At 72.5% G+C, this 17,710-nt stretch carries 14 protein-coding genes; 4 read left to right on the forward strand and 10 right to left on the reverse strand.

The annotated features are described in order from the left end of the window. The first annotated feature begins 67 nt into the window (after positions 1-67). Positions 68-1,711, forward strand: coding sequence for a nickel pincer cofactor biosynthesis protein LarC (larC, locus tag DS079_RS17600; protein ID WP_126985934.1), 1,644 nt, complete (start codon positions 68-70; stop codon positions 1,709-1,711). 304 nt (positions 1,712-2,015) lie between these two features. Beyond that, positions 2,016-2,399, forward strand: a complete 384-nt coding sequence (locus DS079_RS06590; RefSeq protein WP_062946962.1) for a cupin domain-containing protein — start codon at positions 2,016-2,018, stop codon at positions 2,397-2,399. 112 nt (positions 2,400-2,511) lie between these two features. On the opposite strand, the gene ppsA is transcribed toward DS079_RS06590, so the two are convergent. The 10 genes from ppsA to DS079_RS06640 all read right to left on the reverse strand — a co-directional run bounded on the left by ppsA (position 2,512) and on the right by DS079_RS06640 (position 12,827). Continuing rightward, positions 2,512-4,914, reverse strand: a complete 2,403-nt coding sequence (ppsA, locus tag DS079_RS06595; RefSeq protein ID WP_126985936.1) for a phosphoenolpyruvate synthase — start codon at positions 4,912-4,914, stop codon at positions 2,512-2,514. A 25-nt stretch (positions 4,915-4,939) separates the two neighbouring features. Continuing rightward, positions 4,940-5,857 carry a pyruvate, water dikinase regulatory protein gene (locus DS079_RS06600; protein ID WP_126985938.1) on the reverse strand — a complete coding sequence of 306 codons (918 nt, stop codon included), beginning with the start codon at positions 5,855-5,857 and terminating at the stop codon, positions 4,940-4,942. Positions 5,858-6,040: 183 nt separating this feature from the next. After that, positions 6,041-6,292, reverse strand: coding sequence for a hypothetical protein (locus tag DS079_RS06605; protein WP_126985940.1), 252 nt, complete (start codon positions 6,290-6,292; stop codon positions 6,041-6,043). After that, positions 6,285-6,905: a class I SAM-dependent methyltransferase gene (locus DS079_RS06610; protein WP_126985942.1), complete on the reverse strand. Its 621-nt coding sequence runs from the start codon at positions 6,903-6,905 to the stop codon at positions 6,285-6,287. The genes DS079_RS06605 and DS079_RS06610 overlap by 8 nt, the downstream gene beginning before the upstream one ends. A 22-nt stretch (positions 6,906-6,927) precedes the next feature. Further along, positions 6,928-7,968, reverse strand: coding sequence for a hemolysin family protein (locus DS079_RS06615; protein ID WP_126985943.1), 1,041 nt, complete (start codon positions 7,966-7,968; stop codon positions 6,928-6,930). Continuing rightward, positions 7,965-9,341 (reverse strand): hemolysin family protein, encoded by a 1,377-nt coding sequence (locus DS079_RS06620; RefSeq protein WP_126985945.1) that lies wholly within the window; start codon positions 9,339-9,341, stop codon positions 7,965-7,967. The genes DS079_RS06615 and DS079_RS06620 overlap by 4 nt, the downstream gene beginning before the upstream one ends. Positions 9,342-9,524: 183 nt before the next feature. Continuing rightward, positions 9,525-10,187, reverse strand: coding sequence for an alpha/beta hydrolase (locus DS079_RS06625; RefSeq protein ID WP_126985947.1), 663 nt, complete (start codon positions 10,185-10,187; stop codon positions 9,525-9,527). A 273-nt stretch (positions 10,188-10,460) separates the two neighbouring features. Further along, a complete protein-coding gene (locus DS079_RS06630) occupies positions 10,461-10,751 on the reverse strand; it encodes a hypothetical protein (protein WP_126985949.1) in 291 nt (96 codons plus the stop codon). A 10-nt stretch (positions 10,752-10,761) separates the two neighbouring features. Next, on the reverse strand, positions 10,762-11,316 hold the full coding sequence (locus tag DS079_RS06635) for a type 1 glutamine amidotransferase domain-containing protein (protein WP_126985952.1): 555 nt from the start codon (positions 11,314-11,316) through the stop codon (positions 10,762-10,764). A gap of 89 nt (positions 11,317-11,405) precedes the next feature. Next, positions 11,406-12,827 (reverse strand): protein adenylyltransferase SelO, encoded by a 1,422-nt coding sequence (locus DS079_RS06640; protein ID WP_126985954.1) that lies wholly within the window; start codon positions 12,825-12,827, stop codon positions 11,406-11,408. Between the two features lie 116 nt (positions 12,828-12,943). Between DS079_RS06640 and fdhA the strand changes: the two genes are divergently transcribed. Next, positions 12,944-14,170, forward strand: a complete 1,227-nt coding sequence (gene fdhA, locus DS079_RS06645) for a formaldehyde dehydrogenase, glutathione-independent (RefSeq protein ID WP_126985956.1) — start codon at positions 12,944-12,946, stop codon at positions 14,168-14,170. Between the two features lie 146 nt (positions 14,171-14,316). Beyond that, positions 14,317-17,709, forward strand: coding sequence for a phosphodiester glycosidase family protein (locus DS079_RS06650; RefSeq protein WP_126985958.1), 3,393 nt, complete (start codon positions 14,317-14,319; stop codon positions 17,707-17,709). Position 17,710: the final 1 nt, after the last annotated feature.

Raw genomic sequence — 17,710 nt, forward strand, 5'->3', positions numbered from 1 at the left:
GCATTCTGCCCGATCCACGGGCCGTGGTCGTGGTGGTCCGAGGAGGCGGTGCCGATACGATCCGGTCATGGATCCCGCCACGCCCCGCACCGCCTTCGTCGACGCGACCGCCGGGATCGCCGGCGACATGCTGCTGGCCGCGCTCGTCGACGCCGGCGCGGACCTCGCGGGCGTCCAGCGGGTGCTCGACGCGCTGGTCCCGGACTCGGTGCGCTTCCTCCGCTCCGACGTGGACCGCGGCGGGCAGCGCGCGCTCAAGGTCGACGTGGAGGTGCTGGTCGACGACCCGCCGCACCGCACATGGGCCTCGATCCGGGACCTGCTCGAGCAGGCACGCGGCCGCGCCGAGGTCCCGGGCCGCACGATCGACCTCGCCCTCGCCGTCTTCGGCCGCCTCGCCGACGCGGAGGGCGCGACCCACGGGGTCCCGGCCGACCAGGTCCACTTCCACGAGGTGGGAGCGCTGGACTCCCTGGCCGACGTGATCGGGGCGTGCGAGGCGTGGCGGCAGCTCGGCATCGAGGAGGCGACGGGCAGCGTTCTCGCCGTCGGCTCGGGCCGGATCCGCGCCGCGCACGGCGACATCCCCGTCCCGGTCCCCGCGGTCGCGCGCCTCGCCCTCGGCTGGCCGACGGTCGCCGGCGAGATCCTCCCCCCGCGCGGGCACGCGCCCTCACACGGTCACGATCTCAGCCACTCGCACGCCGACGCGCACATGCACAGCCACGGCGAGCATCACGGCGCAGACCGCGGGCAGGACCACGGCCATGCCCACCCACACTCGGACGACCCGGTCCCCGTCCCCGACTCCGACGCAGCCCTGCCCGCCCACGCCCAGGGCGGCCCTCACGAGCACGGCGGCCGGCGCGTCCCCTCCGGTGTCGCCCCCGGCATCGGCGAGCTCGCGACCCCCACCGGCGTCGCCCTCCTTCGCGGCCTCGCCGCGACTGCCGGCCCCCAGCCGATGATCGCCACCGAGGCGCTCGGCGTCGGCGCCGGCACCAAGGACACCCCGGGCCGCCCGAATGTCGTCCGTGTCCTCGTCGGCCGCCCGTTCACCGCCGAGCCGCACGCCGCCGGGCAGCTCTCCGCAGCGCTTCCGACGACCGCACCCCGGTCCACGGCACCGCGGGCGACCGACCCCGACTCGGCCGATCCCGCCTCGGCCGATCCCGCGGCATCAGACCTCGCCCCCGCCCCCAGCACCCTCGCCGCGAACGAGCTGCCTGCCGACGATCTCCCGCCCGACGCCCACGCCACCCCCGCCTCCGCCCTCCAGCTCGAGGCGAACGTCGACGACCTCGACCCTCGTCTCTGGCCTCGCGTCCTCGAGGAGCTGCTGGACGCGGGCGCTCTGGACGCCTGGCTCGTCCCGATCTCGATGAAGCACGGCCGCCCCGCCGTCACGATCCACGCACTGGTCCGCGAGGGCTCCGAGGGCCCCGCCGCGGCCCTGCTCATGGACCGCACCGGGACCCTCGGCGTGCGGATGCACCGGGTCGAGCGGATCATCCGCACCCGCGAGTTCACCGAGGTCGAGGTGCGCGGCCAGCGCATCGCCGTGAAGATCGCCCGCGACCAGGACGGCGCCGTCGTGCGCCGAGAGCCCGAGTTCCGCGACGTCGCCGCCGCGGCCCGCGTCCTCGGCATCAGCGAGCGCACCATGCTCGACCTCGCCAAGGAGGCCGCCTCCGGCCTCTCGACCAGCTGACACGGCCCGTGCCGACGCTCTCCCGCGCCCATGCGACGACAACGGCACCAACGACAGCAGCGACCACAGCGACCAGCAGGGCTGCTGCAGAAAAGCACGTACATCACGTACATCACGTACGCCGATTTCTTCGACAGCACCGCTGCTCGCTCCCAGCACACCGTTCCGCCGACGGTCACGACCAGCGGCCCTCGGGCCGCGCCCGGCCGATCGCCCGGCTCGACTTCCCCCGTTCCACAGCGGCACCCCGACCCCCGCGAGATACTGGGAAGGGACCGACGCCACTCCCGAGGAGGAGGACCCCATGCCCGCCCTGCCCGACGCGATCACCAAGGCCATGACCATGGCCCGCACCGCCGAGAACGGACGCCACGCGGAGGTCCTGGTGAGCGACGGTCCGCTGCGCCAGAGCGTCATCGCGCTGCGCCGCGGCGTGCGCCTGCCCGAGCACAACTCCCCGCCCGCCGCGTCGATCCAGGTGGTGCGCGGCAGCGTGCGCGTGACCGGTCAGGAGGAGGCGGAGCTGCGCGCCGGCGACCTCGACGCGCTCACCCACTTCCGCCACGCCGTCGAGGCGCTCGAGGACTGCGCCTTCCTGCTCACCACCGTCACGTCGCAGCCCAGCGGCGGCAGCCACGCCACCCGCACCGGCGAGATGCCGGTGATGAAGGACGAGGACCGAGCCTGACGGAGCGGCCTGACGGAGCAGGGCCCGACCGCGCCCGGCAACGCTCCTAGCCCACCATGCCGCGAGCTCCCCGCGCGACGGATCGCCGGGGAGCTCGCGACGCGTCAGAGAGTCAGCCCACCTCGCCGCCGCCCTGCCCGCCGCTCAGCTTCGCCAGCCGCAGCCACGTGTCCACCACCGTGTCCGGGTTCAGGGACATCGAGGCGATGCCCTGCTCGAGCAGCCATTCGGCGAGATCCGGGTGGTCCGACGGACCCTGCCCGCAGATGCCGACGTACTTCCCCGCCGCCCGGCACGCCTCGATCGCACGCCCCAGCATGAACTTCACCGCCGGGTCCCGCTCGTCGAAGGCGTCGGCGACCAGCGCCGAGTCGCGGTCGAGGCCCAGCGTCAGCTGGGTCATGTCGTTCGAGCCGATCGAGAAGCCGTCGAAGTGCTCGAGGAACAGCTCCGGCACCGCGGCGTTCGAGGGGATCTCGCACATCATGATCACCTCGAGCCCGTTCTCTCCGCGCACCAGCCCGTGGCTCGCGAGCAGGTCGATCACGCCCTTGCCCTCGGCGGGGGTGCGCACGAAGGGGATCATGAGCTTGACGTTGGTCAGCCCCATGTCCTCGCGCACGTACCGCAGCGCCTCGCACTCCATCGCGAAGCAGTCGGCGAAGTCCTCCGAGAGGTACCGCGAGGCGCCGCGGTAGCCGATCATCGGGTTCTCCTCCTCCGGCTCGAACAGCGTGCCGGCCAGGAGGTTCGCGTACTCGTTGGACTTGAAGTCGCTCATCCGCACGATCACCGGCTCGGGGTGGAAGGCCGCGGCGATGGTCGCCACGCCCTCGGCGACGCGCTGGACGAAGAACTCCCGCGGCCCCTCGTAGGCGCTGATCCGCTCCGTCACCTGCGCGGCGATCTCCGGCTCGTCCTGCTCCAGCCGGTCCAGCTCGAGCAGGGCGCGCGGGTGGATGCCGATCTGGCGGTTCACGATGAACTCCAGCCGCGCCAGGCCCACGCCCGCGTTCGGCAGCCGGGAGAAGGAGAACGCCTGCTCGGGGTTGCCGACGTTCATCATGATCTTCGTGGGCAGCGCAGGCATCGAGTCCACCTCGGAGGAGGAGACCGAGTAGTCGAGGATCCCCTCGTACACGTAGCCGGTGTCGCCCTCGGCGGCGGAGACGGTGACCTCGTCGCCGTCGGCCAGCTCGCGGGAGGCGGTGCCGGTGCCGACCACGGCCGGGATCCCCAGCTCGCGGGCGATGATCGCGGCGTGGCAGGTGCGGCCGCCGCGGTCGGTGACGATGGCGCTGGCGCGCTTCATGATCGGCTCCCAGTCGGGGTCGGTCATGTCGGCGACGAGCACCTCGCCGGGCTGGAACTCGTGCATGCGGTCGATCGTGTCGAGCACCCGGACGGGGCCGGCGCCGATCCGGGCGCCGATCGCACGGCCCTCCACCCGGACGGGGCCTCGGGAGGCCAGCAGGTACTTCTCCACGGTGTTCCCGGCGCGGGACTGCACGGTCTCGGGGCGGGCCTGGAGGATGTAGAGCCTCCCGTCGGCCCCGTCGAGTCCCCACTCGATGTCCATCGGCCGCCCGTAGTGCTCCTCGATGACCAGCGCCTGGGTCGCGAGCTCGGTGACCTGCTCGTCGGTCAGCGACAGCCGGACCCGCTCGGCGGGGTCGACGTCGACGAAGGCGGTGGTGCGGCCGACGGCCGTGTCGGTCGTGTAGATCATCTTGGTGGCCTTCTCGCCCACCTGCCGCTTGAGGATCGCGGGCCGGCCCTCGCGCAGCCCGGGCTTGTGGACGTAGAACTCGTCGGGGTTCACCGCGCCCTGGACCACGCCCTCGCCGAGCCCGAAGGCGGAGGTGATGAACACGGCCTGGTCGAAGCCGGACTCGGTGTCGACGGTGAACATGACGCCGGAGGAGCCGATGTCGGAGCGGACCATCTTCTGCACGCCGGCGCTGAGCGCGACCGCGGCGTGCTCGAAGTCGTGGTGGACGCGGTAGGCGATCGCCCGGTCGTTGTAGAGCGAGGCGAACACCTCCCGGATCGCGAGCAGCACGTCGTCGATGCCGCGCACGTTCAGGAAGGTCTCCTGCTGCCCGGCGAAGGACGCGTCCGGCAGGTCCTCGGCGGTCGCCGAGGAGCGCACCGCGAAGGACGCCTCCTCGCCGCTGCCGGCGGCGAGCTTCTCGTAGGCCTCGCGGATCCCCTCCTCGAGGGCGGAGGGGAAGGGCTGCTCGATGACCAGCGCCCGGATCTCGCGGCCCGCCTCGACGAGCGCGATCGTGTCGTCGGTGTCCAGGCCCTGCAGCCGCTGATCGATCCGCTCGGCAAGGCCCGTCGCGCCGAGGAACTCGCGATAGGCGTCGGCGGTGGTCGCGAAGCCGTCGGGCACCGCGACCCCGAGGGCGGAGAGGTTCGAGACCATCTCGCCCAGGGAGGCGTTCTTGCCTCCGACCTGCTCGAGATCGGCCATGCCGAGCTCGGAGAACCAACGGATGCTCTGCGTCATTGCTGCTCCTTCGGGGTGGGGACGCTCACCGGGCGGTGGTGCCGCGGCGAGCCAGGGACTGGAGGATCAGGGTGGACATCTCCTCGACCGACTTGCTGGAGGAGTCGACGAAGTCGATGCCGTGCGTGTCGTACACGCGGCGGGCCCTCGACAGCTCCCAGCGGGTCTGCTCGAGGGAGGCGTAGCGGGAGGAGGCGCGGCGCTCGGAGCGCACGGCGGTCAGCCGCTCGGGAGAGGTCAGCAGGCCGAAGCAGCGGTCCGCGACGGCGGAGATCGAGCCGGGCAGCACCTCGCCGGCCAGGTCCTCGTCCACCAGCGGGTAGTTCGCCACGAAGATCCCGTGCATCAGCGCGAGGTACATCGAGGTGGGGGTCTTCCCGCAGCGGGACGGCGCGATGAGGACGACATCCGCTTTCTCGATCGCGCGAACGGACTGCCCGTCGTCGTGCTCGATCGCGAACTCGACCGCCTGCATGCGGCGGTTGTAGCGGCGGGAGTCGCCGACGCCGTGGAGCCGGGCGGGGGCGTGGTCGCCGGTGACGCCGAGCTGCGCCTCGAGCTGGGCGAGATGGCCGCTGACGAAGTCGATCACGGGTGCGCGGGTGCGCAGCAGCTCCTCGCGCACCGACTCGTCGACGACGGTGAGGAACACCAGCGGCGCGATCTCGCCGTCCATCGCCGCGTCGAGGTCCTCGCGCACCTCCCGCGCCTCCTCGACGGTGCGGAGGAAGGGGATCAGCCGACGTTCGAAGGGGACCGACGGGAACTGCAGCAGCAGCGCGTTGCCCATCGTCTCGGCGCTGATGCCGGTGGAGTCGGAGATGAAGAAGACGGGGACCGCATCGGCCGCGGGACGCTCCGCGGCAGGGCGCGGGCGGGGGCTCGCGGAGGCGGTCCGCCCCGCGGCGGGCAGCGGCGGGGGGATCGGAAGCGATGCGTTCATTCGGCGCCCCTTGCGGTGGGCCCGGCCGGGGCCGGGGACACGTCGGTGTGCTGGGGCCACCGTAACCGCGAGCGCCGTCGCCGCGTGCGCCCGACCACGAAGGTGGCGCGGCTCACCTCCCGACTGCGCGAGATCGCCGAGGTGAGCGCGCACCCGAGCGTGATCGTGCAGGACCGAGGGCGCTCACTCCTGCGACGCCGGAGTCGCAGGAGCGCGCATCGGCCAGCGCCGCACCAGCTCGCCCTGCATGCGCTGCTCTCGGAGGCCCAGCACCGCCGCGAGCAGGATCCCGGCGACGACCACGGTCCCGAAGAGCACCCCGAGGCCCACCATCACGTGAAGGGAGGCCCGGAGGGCCTGGCGCTGCAGCGCCGGTCCGAGGCCGACGGGCAGCACCCGCCAGCGCGACTGCGCGATCGGAGCGGGCTCACCCATGCTGGAGCACCCCCACCAGGAAGTCGTCCGCGGCCGGGCGGAGATCCCAGGTGGAGAAGCGCTGGGCGAGCACGAGCCCGGCCGCGGCGGCGTCGGCCGTGAAGTCCTCGACCGCGTAGCCGCGGTCGAGGCCGAAGCCGACCACCAGGCGACCCTCCGGCGCGAGATGCGCGGCCAGCGCCGTGAGCGCCGGCCGGCGCTCCGCCCCCGCGAGGAAGGTCAGCACGTTGCCCGCACACACCTCGAGATCGAACTGCTCGCGCTCCCCCTCGCCATCGATCAGGTCCAGCTCCGCGAGGTTCCCCACCTCCCACCGGCCCCGGGGCTGCTCAGCCCGTGCCACCTCGATCAGATCCGCATCCAGATCCACACCGACGACCTCATGCCCGGCCCGCGCCAGACGCCCGCCGACCCGCCCCGTGCCGCACCCGGCATCGAGGATCCGCGAGCCGCGCGGTGCCATGGCGTCGACCAGCCGCGCCTCGCCGTCCAGGTCCTGTCCGGCCGCGGCGAGGCGCTTCCAGCGTGCGGCGTAGCCGGCCGCATGCTCAGGGTTGCGCCGCACCGCGGCCGTCCACAGGTTCTCGTCAGGGCCGATGCCAGAGGTCGTCATGACCCCATTGTCGGGCCCGTCCTCAGGCGTACGCGCGTGAGTCGTCCCGGATCTGGCCCACGAGCTCCTCGAGCATGTCCTCGAGGGTGACCACGCCGATCACCTCGCCGCCGGGACCGGTCGCGGCGCCGAGGTGCGCGCCGGAGCCCTGCATCTCGGCGAGCGCGTCGCGCAGCGGCTGGTCGCCGCCGATCCGGGGAAGCACCCGAATCCGCTCCGCGGGGATCGGGTCGTCGCGCGTGGCCTGGACGGCGTCGAGCAGGTCCTTGATGTGGACGTAGCCGGTCAGGCGCCCGTCGGCCGCCTTCACGGGGAAGCGGGAGTAGCCCTCGACGGCCGCGGCCTCCGCCTGGGCGGCGGTGGCGCCCTCGGGCAGGGTCGAGACCTGCTCGAGCGGGATGACCAGGTTCGCGACCGAGCGGGCCTCGAAGCGCAGGGCGCCCAGCAGCAGCGCCTCGTCGTTGTCCTCGAGCAGTCCGCCCTCGCGGGACTCGCTCACCATCGCCGCGACCTCGTTGCGGGTGAAGGCACTGGTGACCTCGTCCTTCGGCTCGATGCCCATCATGCGCAGCACGAGGTTGCCGATGGAGTTCAGCAGCCACAGCAGCGGCCGCAGCACGGTGACGATGCCCATCAGCACCGGCGCCAGGATCAGCGCCATCCGCTCGGGGCCGGCGAGCGCGATGTTCTTGGGCACCATCTCGCCGAAGACGACGTGGAGGTAGGTGACCAGGGACAGCGCGATCACGAAGCTGATCGGGTGGGTGAGCGCACCCGGCACGCCGATCGCCTCGAAGGGGCCCTCGAGCAGGTGCGCGATCGCGGGCTCGCTGATCGCGCCGAGCGCGAGGGAGCAGACGGTGATGCCCATCTGGGCGCCCGCCATCATGAGCGAGACCTGCTCCATCGCGGAGATCGTGACCTTCGCGGCCCAGTTCCCCTCGAGCGCCTTCGGCTCGATGACGGAGCGCCTCGCGGAGATCAGCGCGAACTCCGCGCCGACGAAGAAGGCGTTCAGGAGCAGCAGGACCAGGGTGGCCAGCAGGCCGACGTAGTCGCTCATCGGGCCACCTCCTCGTCCTCGGCCCGCACATCCGTCTCGTCGGGCGCCGCCTCGACGATCACGTGCACGGTCTCGATCCGCATCCCGTCGATCTCGACGACGACGATCCGCAGGCGCGCCGGCTCCTCGCCGGGCACCGGGTCGGTGTCCACGACGATCTCGTCCCCGACCTCTGCCAGCCGGCCGAGCTCCATCGTGACCAGGCCGCCGAGAGTGTCGTAGTCCTCGTGCTCGGGCACGGTGACGCCGAGCCGCTCGGTCGCCTCGTCGGGGCGCATGCGCGCATCGAGATCCCAGGAGCCGTCGGGCTCGGGGGTGTCGTCCGTCTCCTCGTCGTGCTCGTCGCGGACCTCGCCGACGATCTCCTCGACGAGATCCTCGAGGGTGATGAGGCCGGCGTGGTCGCCGAACTCGTCGACGACGACGGCCATCTGCAGGCCACCGGCGCGGAGGGTGTCCATCAGGTCGTCCAGCGGCACCGTGTCGGGCACGAACGTCGCCGGCCCCATCACGGCGTCGACCCTCGTGGTGGGCCGCTCGTCGAAGGGGACGGCGAGGCCGTGGCGGATGTGCGCGACGCCCGCGATCTCGTTCTCGTCGTCCTGCACGGGGAAGCGGGAGTGCCCGGTCTCGCGGGCGAGCTCCAGCAGGTCGGCGACGGTCTGTTCGACCTCCAGGGAGTCGACCCGGCCGCGGGGCACCATCGCGTCGTGCGCGCGCCGGTCGCCGAAGGCGAGGGTGCGCTGCACCAGCGAGGCGGTCTCCTCGGCGAGGGCGCCCTCGTCGGCCGAGCGCTTGACCAGGACGGACAGCTCGTCGGCGCTGCGGGCGGAGCTCAGCTCCTCCTGCGGCTCGACGCCGAGCGCACGCACGACCGCGTTCGCGTTGCCGTTGAACAGGCGGATCGGGAGGCCGAAGATCGTGCTGAACAGGCGCTGGAAGCCGACGACCAGCTTCGCGGTGCGCAGGGGCTGCGCGATCGCCATGTTCTTGGGGACCAGCTCGCCGAAGATCATGGTCATGCCGGTGGCGAGGACCAGGGCGAGGGCGACGGACGCGGAGCGGGCCGCGACCTCGCTGAGCCCGGCGTCCACGAGCGGCGGGCCGACGAGGGCCGCGATCGCGGGCTCGGCGAGGAAGCCGATGCCGAGGTTGGTGACCGTGATCCCCAGCTGCGCTCCGGAGAGCTGCGTGGAGAGGGTCTTCATGCCCCGCAGGACACCGCCGGCGCGCTTGTCGCCGCTCTCGGCGGCGGCCTCCACGTCATTGCGGTTGACCGTGATCAGGGAGAACTCCGCGGCGACGAAGGCGCCGCAGGCCAGCACGAGCAGGAGCCCGATCGCCAGCGAGACGAGGGGACCGATCAGATCCATGGAAGGATCCCCCCGTGGGAAGTGAATGAGTGCAGGCCCGAAGGCCTGGGACTGTCACTGGGGGCGTCGCTGGCGGCGCTCATGATCTCCTGGTGCTCCTAGGGATCCCGCCGTCTCTCGGCGTGGATTGCAGGAATGCTACAGCCCGCCCCCTGGACGGCGGGAGGGAATGCGGGGGAGCGCTCAGCGCCCGTCCGCGTCGGCGGCCCGACGCTGCAGGAAGGCGGCGACGGCCCGGAGCTCGATCTCGTCGACCGCGTGCCCGAGCTGCGGGCGGCGCTCCTCCTCGAGCGCAGTGTGCGCGCTCATGAACTCGCGGACCGCCTGCTCCCGCTCGGGATCGTAGAGGGGGTCCATCCCGCCGTGGCCCCACAGCGCGGGCGGACGCACCTCGGCGAGCGCGGTATCGCCCTGCATCGCAGCGGGGAACGGGAAGCCGGAGAGGTTCACGACGAACCGGAGCGCATGCGGATCGCGGCGCAGCAGCTGCAGGGCGACGGCGCCGCCCTGGGAGAACCCGATCGCGCCGACGACGGGGCGGTCCTGCGCGGCGATCCACTCCTCGACGGCCGCGGAGGAGGCCTCGATCGCCTCGGGCCGGTCCGGGGCCACGGGCATGTCGAACCAGGCGAAGCCCTGCACGTACCGGAAGATCCCGCGCACGGAGACGTACTCGAAGACGGGCGGGAGGAAGGGCACGAGGCTCGCGAGGTCGCGCTCGTCGCTGCCGAGCCCGTGCATCAGCAGCACGATCGGGGCGTCCTGCGCGCCGCCGCGCACCACGGCGCTGGGGTCGAGGTGCGGGGAGATCAGCTCCACGGGGCCGTACTGGGGCGAGGTCGTCATGGCACGAGGCTATCGACCCGCAGGCGTCAGGGCAGGGAAGAACCCCCAGGTCGCGCGGTGCGCTGGTCGGAAGGACGAGGTCCGACCCCTGGGGGTCCCGGCAGCTCGGTGGTATTCGCTGCGCGTCCGTAGGAACGGTCGCCTCAGCGGCGAGCCACCTCACATGTCCGATAAGAAATCACTTCTCGGATCACCTCCTTCCCTGTGTGCTCACACCGTAGGCCCGTCGTCACCCGCGAGCAACGGATTAAACGGGGACGGCGTCGCTGCAGGTCAGGGCAGGGGCGGTTCCTGCTCGGGGAGGATCTCGTCCAGTCCCCCGTCCTCGCGGGCGAGCTGGTCGAGCGGCTCGTCGTCGACGTCGGCCTCCATGCGGTCCTCGTCGCGGTTGCCCTGCTCGGCGGCAGCGGACTCGTCGGCTCCGCGCGCGACGTCCTCGTCGAAGCCGTACCCATCAGCGTTGCGGGAGTCGCGCCCCTCGGCGACGACCCGGTCCGTCTCCAGGGCGTCGTCGATGCTCGTCTCGTCGGGCTCGGCGGCGATCGGATCGAAGCTCTCGGTCATGGACTTCCTCCTAGGCGGTGAGCGCGTCGATGATCGCGGCGTTGAAGGCGTCGAGATCATCAGGGGTGCGCGAGGTGATCAGGCGATAGCCACCCGCCTCGTCGACGACGACCTCCTGATCGGTCCAGTTCGCGCCGGCGTTGACGAGGTCGTTGCGGATCGTGGGCACCGAGGTGAGGTCGCGACCCGCGGCGAGGCCGGCGTCCACGAGCAGCCAGGGGGCGTGGCAGATCGCGGCGACGGGCTTGGCGTCCGCGGCGAAGGCGCGCGTGACGTGCTGGACGGTCTCGTCGGCGCGCAGCTGGTCGCCGTTGAGGGTGCCGCCTGGGAGCACGAGGGCGTCGAAGTCGGAGGCCTTCACCTGGTCGTAGGTGGTATCCACCGGGACCTCGGGGCCGGGGTCCCGATCACCGGCGAGCGTCTTCACGACGCCGGGCTCCGTCGCCGCGACCGTCACGGTCGCTCCCGCCTCCCGCAGCGCGGCGATCGGCTTCATCAGCTCGTCGGATTCGGTGCCGAAGTTGGTGGTCATCACGAGGATGCGTCGATCGTCCAGGGCAGCCATGGGGCTCTCCTTCCGTCGGGAACACCGTCGACGCTAGCACCGCCCGGCAGTCGGAGCCCCCCGCTCGACCGACCGTTCGGGGGTGCCCCTCAGGTGCCGCAGAAGGTCATGAAGGCATCGCCCCCGTCGCCCGGCCCCTCCAGATCCTCGAGCCCCTCTCGCCGCTCGAAGGGCGAGCCCACGGCGTCGAGCGTCCTCAGCACCGGTGCCGTGTCCCCCAGGTGCGCGGCCCGCAGCGCCGCCTCGAGGTGGACGTTGCGGGGGACGTACAGGGGGTTCGCGCGGCACACCGCCGCACGGGCCTCGTCGGCCGACACCCCGTCGCCCCGCAGCGCTTCCCAGCGCCGCCACCAGTCCTCGAACGGTGCCGGCTCCGCGAACAGCCCCGCCGCCGTGCCCCCGCCGAGCTCCTGGAAGAACCCCGTGTGGTCCACCCGCTGCTCCTCGAGGAGGGTGAACAGCTCCTCCCCGAGCTCCCGCACCTCGCCCCGCTCCCCGCGGACGCCGAGCTTCGCCGCGAGCCCGTCGGCGTACGCGTCGAGATACCTGCTCTCGAACCTCTCGAGGACCGCAGTCGCCCTGGTCACCGCAGTATTCGGCTCCTCATCGATCACCGGCAGCAGCGCCTCGGCGAAGCGGGAGAGGTTCCACAGCGCGATGCCGGGCTGGTTGCCGTAGGCGTAGCGGCCGCCGCGGTCGATCGAGCTGAACACGGCGCCGCGGCGGTGCACGTCCAGCACGGCGCAGGGCCCGTAGTCGATGCCCTCGCCGGACAGCGCCATGTTGTCGGTGTTCATCACCCCGTGCACGAAGCCGAGCAGCATCCACTGCGCCACCAGCTCCGCCTGCGCCTCGGACACGGCCTGCAGCAGCCCCAGCGGCCCGTCGGCCGACGGGTGGTGCCGGGCGATCGCGTGGTCGACGAGCCGCCCCGTCACCTCGGGCCCCAGGTGCCAGGAGGCGTACTCGACGGTCCCCACCCGCAGGTGGCTCGCGGCGACCCGCACCAGCAGCGCCCCGGGCTCGTCCGTGACGCCCTGGCGCGGCGCGATCCTCTCCCCGGTGGTGAGCACGGCGAGGGCGCGCGTGGTGGGGACGCCGCAGGCGTGCAGCCAGCGCCCGATCACGGCCTCGCGCAGCATCGGGCCGAGCGGCGCCTTCCCGTCCCCGCCCCGCGCGAAGGGCGTCCTGCCCGCCCCCTTCAGATGCAGGTCCCGTCTTTTGCCCCGGGCGTCGACGATCTCCCCCAGCAGCACCGCCCGCCCGTCGCCGAGCTGCGGGTTCGCGGTGCCGAACTGGTGGCCGGCGTAGGCCTGCGCGACGGTGCCCTCGATCTGCCCGGTCAGCAGCGCCATCCCGTCCTCGCCCCGCAGCCACTCGGGATCCAGCCCCAGCTCGCGGGCGAGCTCCTCGTCGAGCCAGACGAGCTCCGGACGCGGCGGGACGTCGGCCCGCCACGGCGTCGAGAGCTCGGGCAGCTCGGCGGCATAGGTCTGATGGATCTCGGGCACGGCTCACCTCTTCCCCACCAGGCTACGCCGCGACCATTGACACTCCTCCGAGTCGTCCCGGAGGCTTCGAGGAGTCGGCCCGCGAGGGCGGGCCGCGTGAAGGCAAGGAGGCCTCCATGTCCAGCAACCGCGCGATCGCCTACCAGGGCCCGGGGAAGGTCGACGTCGTCGACATCGACTACCCGACCTTCGAGCTGAAGGACGGTCCCGGGGTGAACCCCGCGAACGTCGGCCGCAAGCTCCCCCACGCTGCGATCCTGAAGGTCGTCACCACCAACATCTGCGGCTCGGACCAGCACATGGTCCGCGGCCGCACCACCGCCCCCGAGGGCCTCGTGCTCGGCCACGAGATCACCGGCGAGGTCGTCGAGACCGGACCGGGCGTGGAGTTCATCAAGGAAGGCGACCTGGTCTCGGTCCCCTTCAACATCTCCTGCGGCCGCTGCGAGATGTGCAAGACGGGCCGCACCGAGATCTGTCTGAACGTGAACCCGGACCGTCCCGGCAGCGCCTACGGCTATGTCGACATGGGCGGCTGGGTGGGCGGCCAGGCCGAGTACGTGGTGGTCCCCTATGCCGACTGGAACCTGCTGAGGTTCCCGGACAAGGACCAGGCCATGGAGAAGATCCTGGATCTGACCATGCTCTCGGACATCTTCCCCACCGGCTTCCACGGCGCGGTCTCCGCGGGCGTCCGCCCGGGCAAGTCGGTGTACATCGCGGGCGCAGGCCCCGTCGGCACCGCCGCCGCCGTGGGCGCGCAGCTGCTCGGCGCGTCGGTCGTGATCATGGCCGACATGAACGCGGACCGCCTCGCGAACGCCGCGACGTTCGGCTGCGAGACGATCGACGTCTCGAAGGAGGACCCGCGCGAGGGCATCGCCCGGATCCTCGGCCGCGAGGAGGTCGACGCGGGCGTGGACGCCGTGGGCTTCGAGGCCCGCGGGCACGGCAAGGACGCGGCCGAGGCTCCGGCGACGGTGCTGAACACCCTCATGGACATCACCCGTGCCGGCGGCGCGCTCGGCATCCCGGGCCTGTACGTCACGGGTGATCCGGGCGGCGTCGACGAGAACGCGAAGGTCGGCTCGCTCTCGATGCGACTCGGGCTCGGCTGGGCGAAGGCGCTCAGCTTCACCACCGGCCAGTGCCCGGTGATGCGCTACCACCGCCAGCTCATGGAGGCGATCCTCCACGACCGTGTCCAGATCGCCGACGCCGTCAACGCCACCGCGATCTCGCTGGACGACGCCCCGAAGGGCTACGCCGAGTTCGACTCCGGCGTCGCCAAGAAGTACGTCATCGACCCGCACGGCGTGACCGGCAAGGTCCAGGCCGTCTGACCTGGCACGACGCCTGACATCGGTGTGAGGGCGACCAGACCTCACACCGATGTCAGGTCACCCGACGTTCACCCCGACACCACCCAGGTGTCCCCCAGGTCACATACGGTGCTCGAGGCCCTCCCCTCCAGCGAGCAGGATCCTCGATGCCCTCCGTGCCCCGCACCCCCGCCCTCACACAGACCCGCTGGCTCGCGCTCCTCGCGGCCTTCGCCCTCCTCCTCCCCGTCCTCCCGACCGCTCCCGCCGCGGCGGAGGTCACCGACGAGCAGCTCGCCGAGGGCGGGGTGCTGCGCGACTCGCAGGACTACCGCGTCGCGCCGGGCCTGGACCTCACCACCTTCTCCCGCCTCGAGGAGGGCGGCTGGAAGGAGGGCAGCGTCCTCACCGCCGACCTCACGGAGTCGACCCTCTCGGTCGACGTCACCGACGACGGCACCGTCACGGGCCGCTCCCCGCTGAGCGACGTGATGCACGCCGGCGAGCGCGGTGACCGCGCCGTCGCCGCGGTCAACGGCACCTTCTTCGACATCAACCATTCCGATGCGCCGCTGCGCACCTCGATGAGCTCCGACGGCGTGCGCATGGGCACCTCCCAGGCGATGCCCGCCCTCACGCTCGCGGACGGGAAGGCCGCGATCCAGGCCCTCTCCGCCTCCGGCGAGCTCACCACGGCCGACGGCGCCGTCCGCGAGCTCGAGGGGATCAACAACCCCTCCCTGCCCGAGGACGGGATCGGGGTGTACACCGCGGCGTGGGGCGACTACACGCTGGACCGGCCCGTCGGCGCGCCCGAGGCGATGTCCGAGGAGATCGCCCTGGCGACCATCGTCGACGGCACGGTCACCGAGGTCACGGAGGTGCAGGACTCCGCCGGCGACCCGGAGATCCCCGAGGACGGACAGGTGCTGCTGGGCCGCGAGGACGGTGCCGGCATGGTCGCGGACCTCGAGGTGGGCGACGAGGTCGACATCGAGATCGGCCCCGACCAGGACGTCGACCTCGGCATCGCCGGCAGCCACCAGATCCTCGAGGACGGCGAGGTGCCGGACATGGGCGAGGACTCCCTGGTCACGACCTCCCATCCCCGCACCGCCGTGGGCGTCAGCCGGGACGGCAGCGAGCTGTTCGTGCTGGTCCTGGACGGCCGCAGCACCGCCTCCACGGGGATGACCCTGCCGGAGCTGGGGCAGATCCTCTCGGACATGGGCGCGCACAACGCCGTCAACCTCGACGGCGGCGGCTCCTCGGCGCTGGCCGCCCGCACCGCCGGCAGCGAGAGCGAGGCGATCTGGAACAGCCCGTCGGACGGGGTCGTGCGCGAGGTGCCCAATGCGCTGGTGTTCTACTCCGACGCCCCCGCCGAGGAGCTCGCCGACGTGCAGACCTCCCTCGCCCTCGAGGGCGAGGACGCCGTCTTCCCCGGCCTGCAGCGATCTCCCGAGGCGACCGGTCTCGCCGCCGACCTCTCCCCGCTGATGGCCGACGGCGCCTTCACCGCGGAGGGCGCGGTGGAGCTCGAGCAGTCCGACCAGGCCGGCGCCGCCGTGCGCGGCACAGGTCCCGGCGGCGGCGCCGTCACCTACACCGCCGCAGGCCATGAGGCACGGCAGGAGCTGCGCGTGCTCGGCGAGCCCGTCGGCCTGCAGGCCTCGGAGCGCTCGCTGAACCTCCCGGACGCAGAGACCTCCCGCACCGTGGCCCTGACCGGCTACGACGCCGACGGACGTCGCGCCCGGATCGAGACGGCGGATGTCGAGGCCACGGTCTCCGACGGCTTCGAGGTCACCGACGACGGCCTGGGGAGCTGGGGCGTGCGCGCGACCGGCGAGGCCGCCACCGGCACGCTCACCCTCCGCGCCGCGGGCCTGTCGACCACGGTCCCCCTCACCCACGGCACCGAGGAGCAGCAGGTCCTCGACTTCTCGGACCTCTCCGCCTTCAGCGACGACGCGGCTCGGGCGACCGGCTCCTTCGAGGCGGCCGAGGGGCCGGCCGGCGAGGACGGCGAGCCGACGCCCGGCGTGCGCATGACCTACGACTTCACCACCTCCTCGGCGACCCGCGGCTACTACCTGGTCGCGGACGAGCCGGTGACGGTGGAGGGCTCCACGCAGGCGCTGACGATGGACGTGCTCTCCGACGGCAGCGGTGCCTGGCCCCGGCTGCAGGTGCGCGACGGCGAGGGCACGGTGACGAACCTCGACGGCGAGAACCTGGACGGCGAGGGCTGGCAGAGCGTGCGCTTCACGGTGCCGGAGGGGCTGCCGCAGCCGCTGACCGTCGAGCGCCTGCGGATCATGGAGACCCGCCCGGAGGCGCAGTACACGGGCGACATCACCGTCGCGAACCTCCGCGCGACCACCACCCCGCAGGCCGAGCTGCCCGAGGAGCCGCGGATCCATGACGCGGCGCTGCTGGCGAACGGCGACGTCTCGGACCGTCCGCAGCGGATCGCGGTGATGAGCGATGCCCAGTTCGTCGCCGCCTCGCCGGACTCGGACGCCGTCGAGGGCGCGCGCCGCACCCTGCGGGAGATCCGGGAGGCGTCCCCGGACCTGCTGGTCATCAACGGCGACCTGGTCGACGAGGCCTCGCCGGAGGACTTCGCCCTGGCCCAGCGGATCCTCGAGGAGGAGTGGACGAGCGACATCCCGTACGTCTACGTGCCCGGCAACCACGAGGTGATGGGCGGGGACATCGCGAACTTCGAGGAGGCGTTCGGGCCGACGTCGACCGCGCAGGATCTCGGAGCGACGAAGGTCATCACGATGAACAGCGCCCCCGGCACGCTCGCCGGGGACGGCCTGGGCCAGCTCGAGATGCTCGAGGAGCAGCTGGGCGAGGTGGCGGAGTCCGATGCGCTGACCGGTGCGGTCGTGTTCTTCCACCACCCGACCGACGATCCGCTGCCGAGCGAGTCGAGCCAGCTGTCCGACCAGCGGGAGGCGCGGGCGATCGAGGAGCAGCTCGCCGAGTTCCGGCGCACGACGGGCAAGTCCGTCGCGCTGGTGAGCGCCCATGCGGGCGTGTTCCACGGCGGCGCGGTCGAGGGCGTGACCACGCTGGTGAACGGCAACTCGGGCAAGTCCCCGGCGGGCACGCCGGCGACGGGCGGATTCACGGGCTGGACGATGCTGGGCATCGATCCGGCCTCGGGGGTGGTCGGCCGGAATCCCGCCACGCAGGATCGGGTCGACTGGCTCGCGGCGGAGACCCGCCCGTGGGTCGACTCCCTCGCGGTCGAGGGCCGGGACCAGCTGGCGGTGGGCGAGGTCGGGGAGGTCTCGGCGACGCTCACGCAGGACGGCCGGGAGGTGCCGGTCGCGTGGCCGGTCACCGCCCAGTGGGGCGGCACCGGGGTGCATGTCGCGACCGGCGGAGCGGGCGACGAGCATCCGGACCGGCGTGACGTCGTCCGCGTCGATCCGCGCACCGGCGAGATGACCGGGCTGCGCCGCGGCGCCGCGACCGTGACGGTCACGGTGAACGGCGAGACGGCGCGGATGACGGTGAAGGTCGCCGGCGAGGGCCGGTGAG

It is taken from the genome of Brachybacterium paraconglomeratum (assembly GCF_003994255.1).
GTDB classification, from domain to species: Bacteria; Actinomycetota; Actinomycetes; order Actinomycetales; family Dermabacteraceae; genus Brachybacterium; species Brachybacterium conglomeratum.

Excerpts from the sequence above, each read along its gene's own strand:
- larC (WP_126985934.1), top strand. The coding sequence starts at position 68 with ATGGATCCCGCCACGCCCCGCACCGCCTTCGTCGACGCGACCGCCGGG.
- DS079_RS06590 (WP_062946962.1), top strand. The coding sequence starts at position 2,016 with ATGCCCGCCCTGCCCGACGCGATCACCAAGGCCATGACCATGGCCCGC.
- ppsA (WP_126985936.1), bottom strand. The coding sequence starts at position 4,914 with ATGACGCAGAGCATCCGTTGGTTCTCCGAGCTCGGCATGGCCGATCTC.
- DS079_RS06600 (WP_126985938.1), bottom strand. The coding sequence starts at position 5,857 with ATGAACGCATCGCTTCCGATCCCCCCGCCGCTGCCCGCCGCGGGGCGG.
- DS079_RS06605 (WP_126985940.1), bottom strand. The coding sequence starts at position 6,292 with ATGGGTGAGCCCGCTCCGATCGCGCAGTCGCGCTGGCGGGTGCTGCCC.
- DS079_RS06610 (WP_126985942.1), bottom strand. The coding sequence starts at position 6,905 with ATGACGACCTCTGGCATCGGCCCTGACGAGAACCTGTGGACGGCCGCG.
- DS079_RS06615 (WP_126985943.1), bottom strand. The coding sequence starts at position 7,968 with ATGAGCGACTACGTCGGCCTGCTGGCCACCCTGGTCCTGCTGCTCCTG.
- DS079_RS06620 (WP_126985945.1), bottom strand. The coding sequence starts at position 9,341 with ATGGATCTGATCGGTCCCCTCGTCTCGCTGGCGATCGGGCTCCTGCTC.
- DS079_RS06625 (WP_126985947.1), bottom strand. The coding sequence starts at position 10,187 with ATGACGACCTCGCCCCAGTACGGCCCCGTGGAGCTGATCTCCCCGCAC.
- DS079_RS06630 (WP_126985949.1), bottom strand. The coding sequence starts at position 10,751 with ATGACCGAGAGCTTCGATCCGATCGCCGCCGAGCCCGACGAGACGAGC.
- DS079_RS06635 (WP_126985952.1), bottom strand. The coding sequence starts at position 11,316 with ATGGCTGCCCTGGACGATCGACGCATCCTCGTGATGACCACCAACTTC.
- fdhA (WP_126985956.1), top strand. The coding sequence starts at position 12,944 with ATGTCCAGCAACCGCGCGATCGCCTACCAGGGCCCGGGGAAGGTCGAC.
- DS079_RS06650 (WP_126985958.1), top strand. The coding sequence starts at position 14,317 with ATGCCCTCCGTGCCCCGCACCCCCGCCCTCACACAGACCCGCTGGCTC.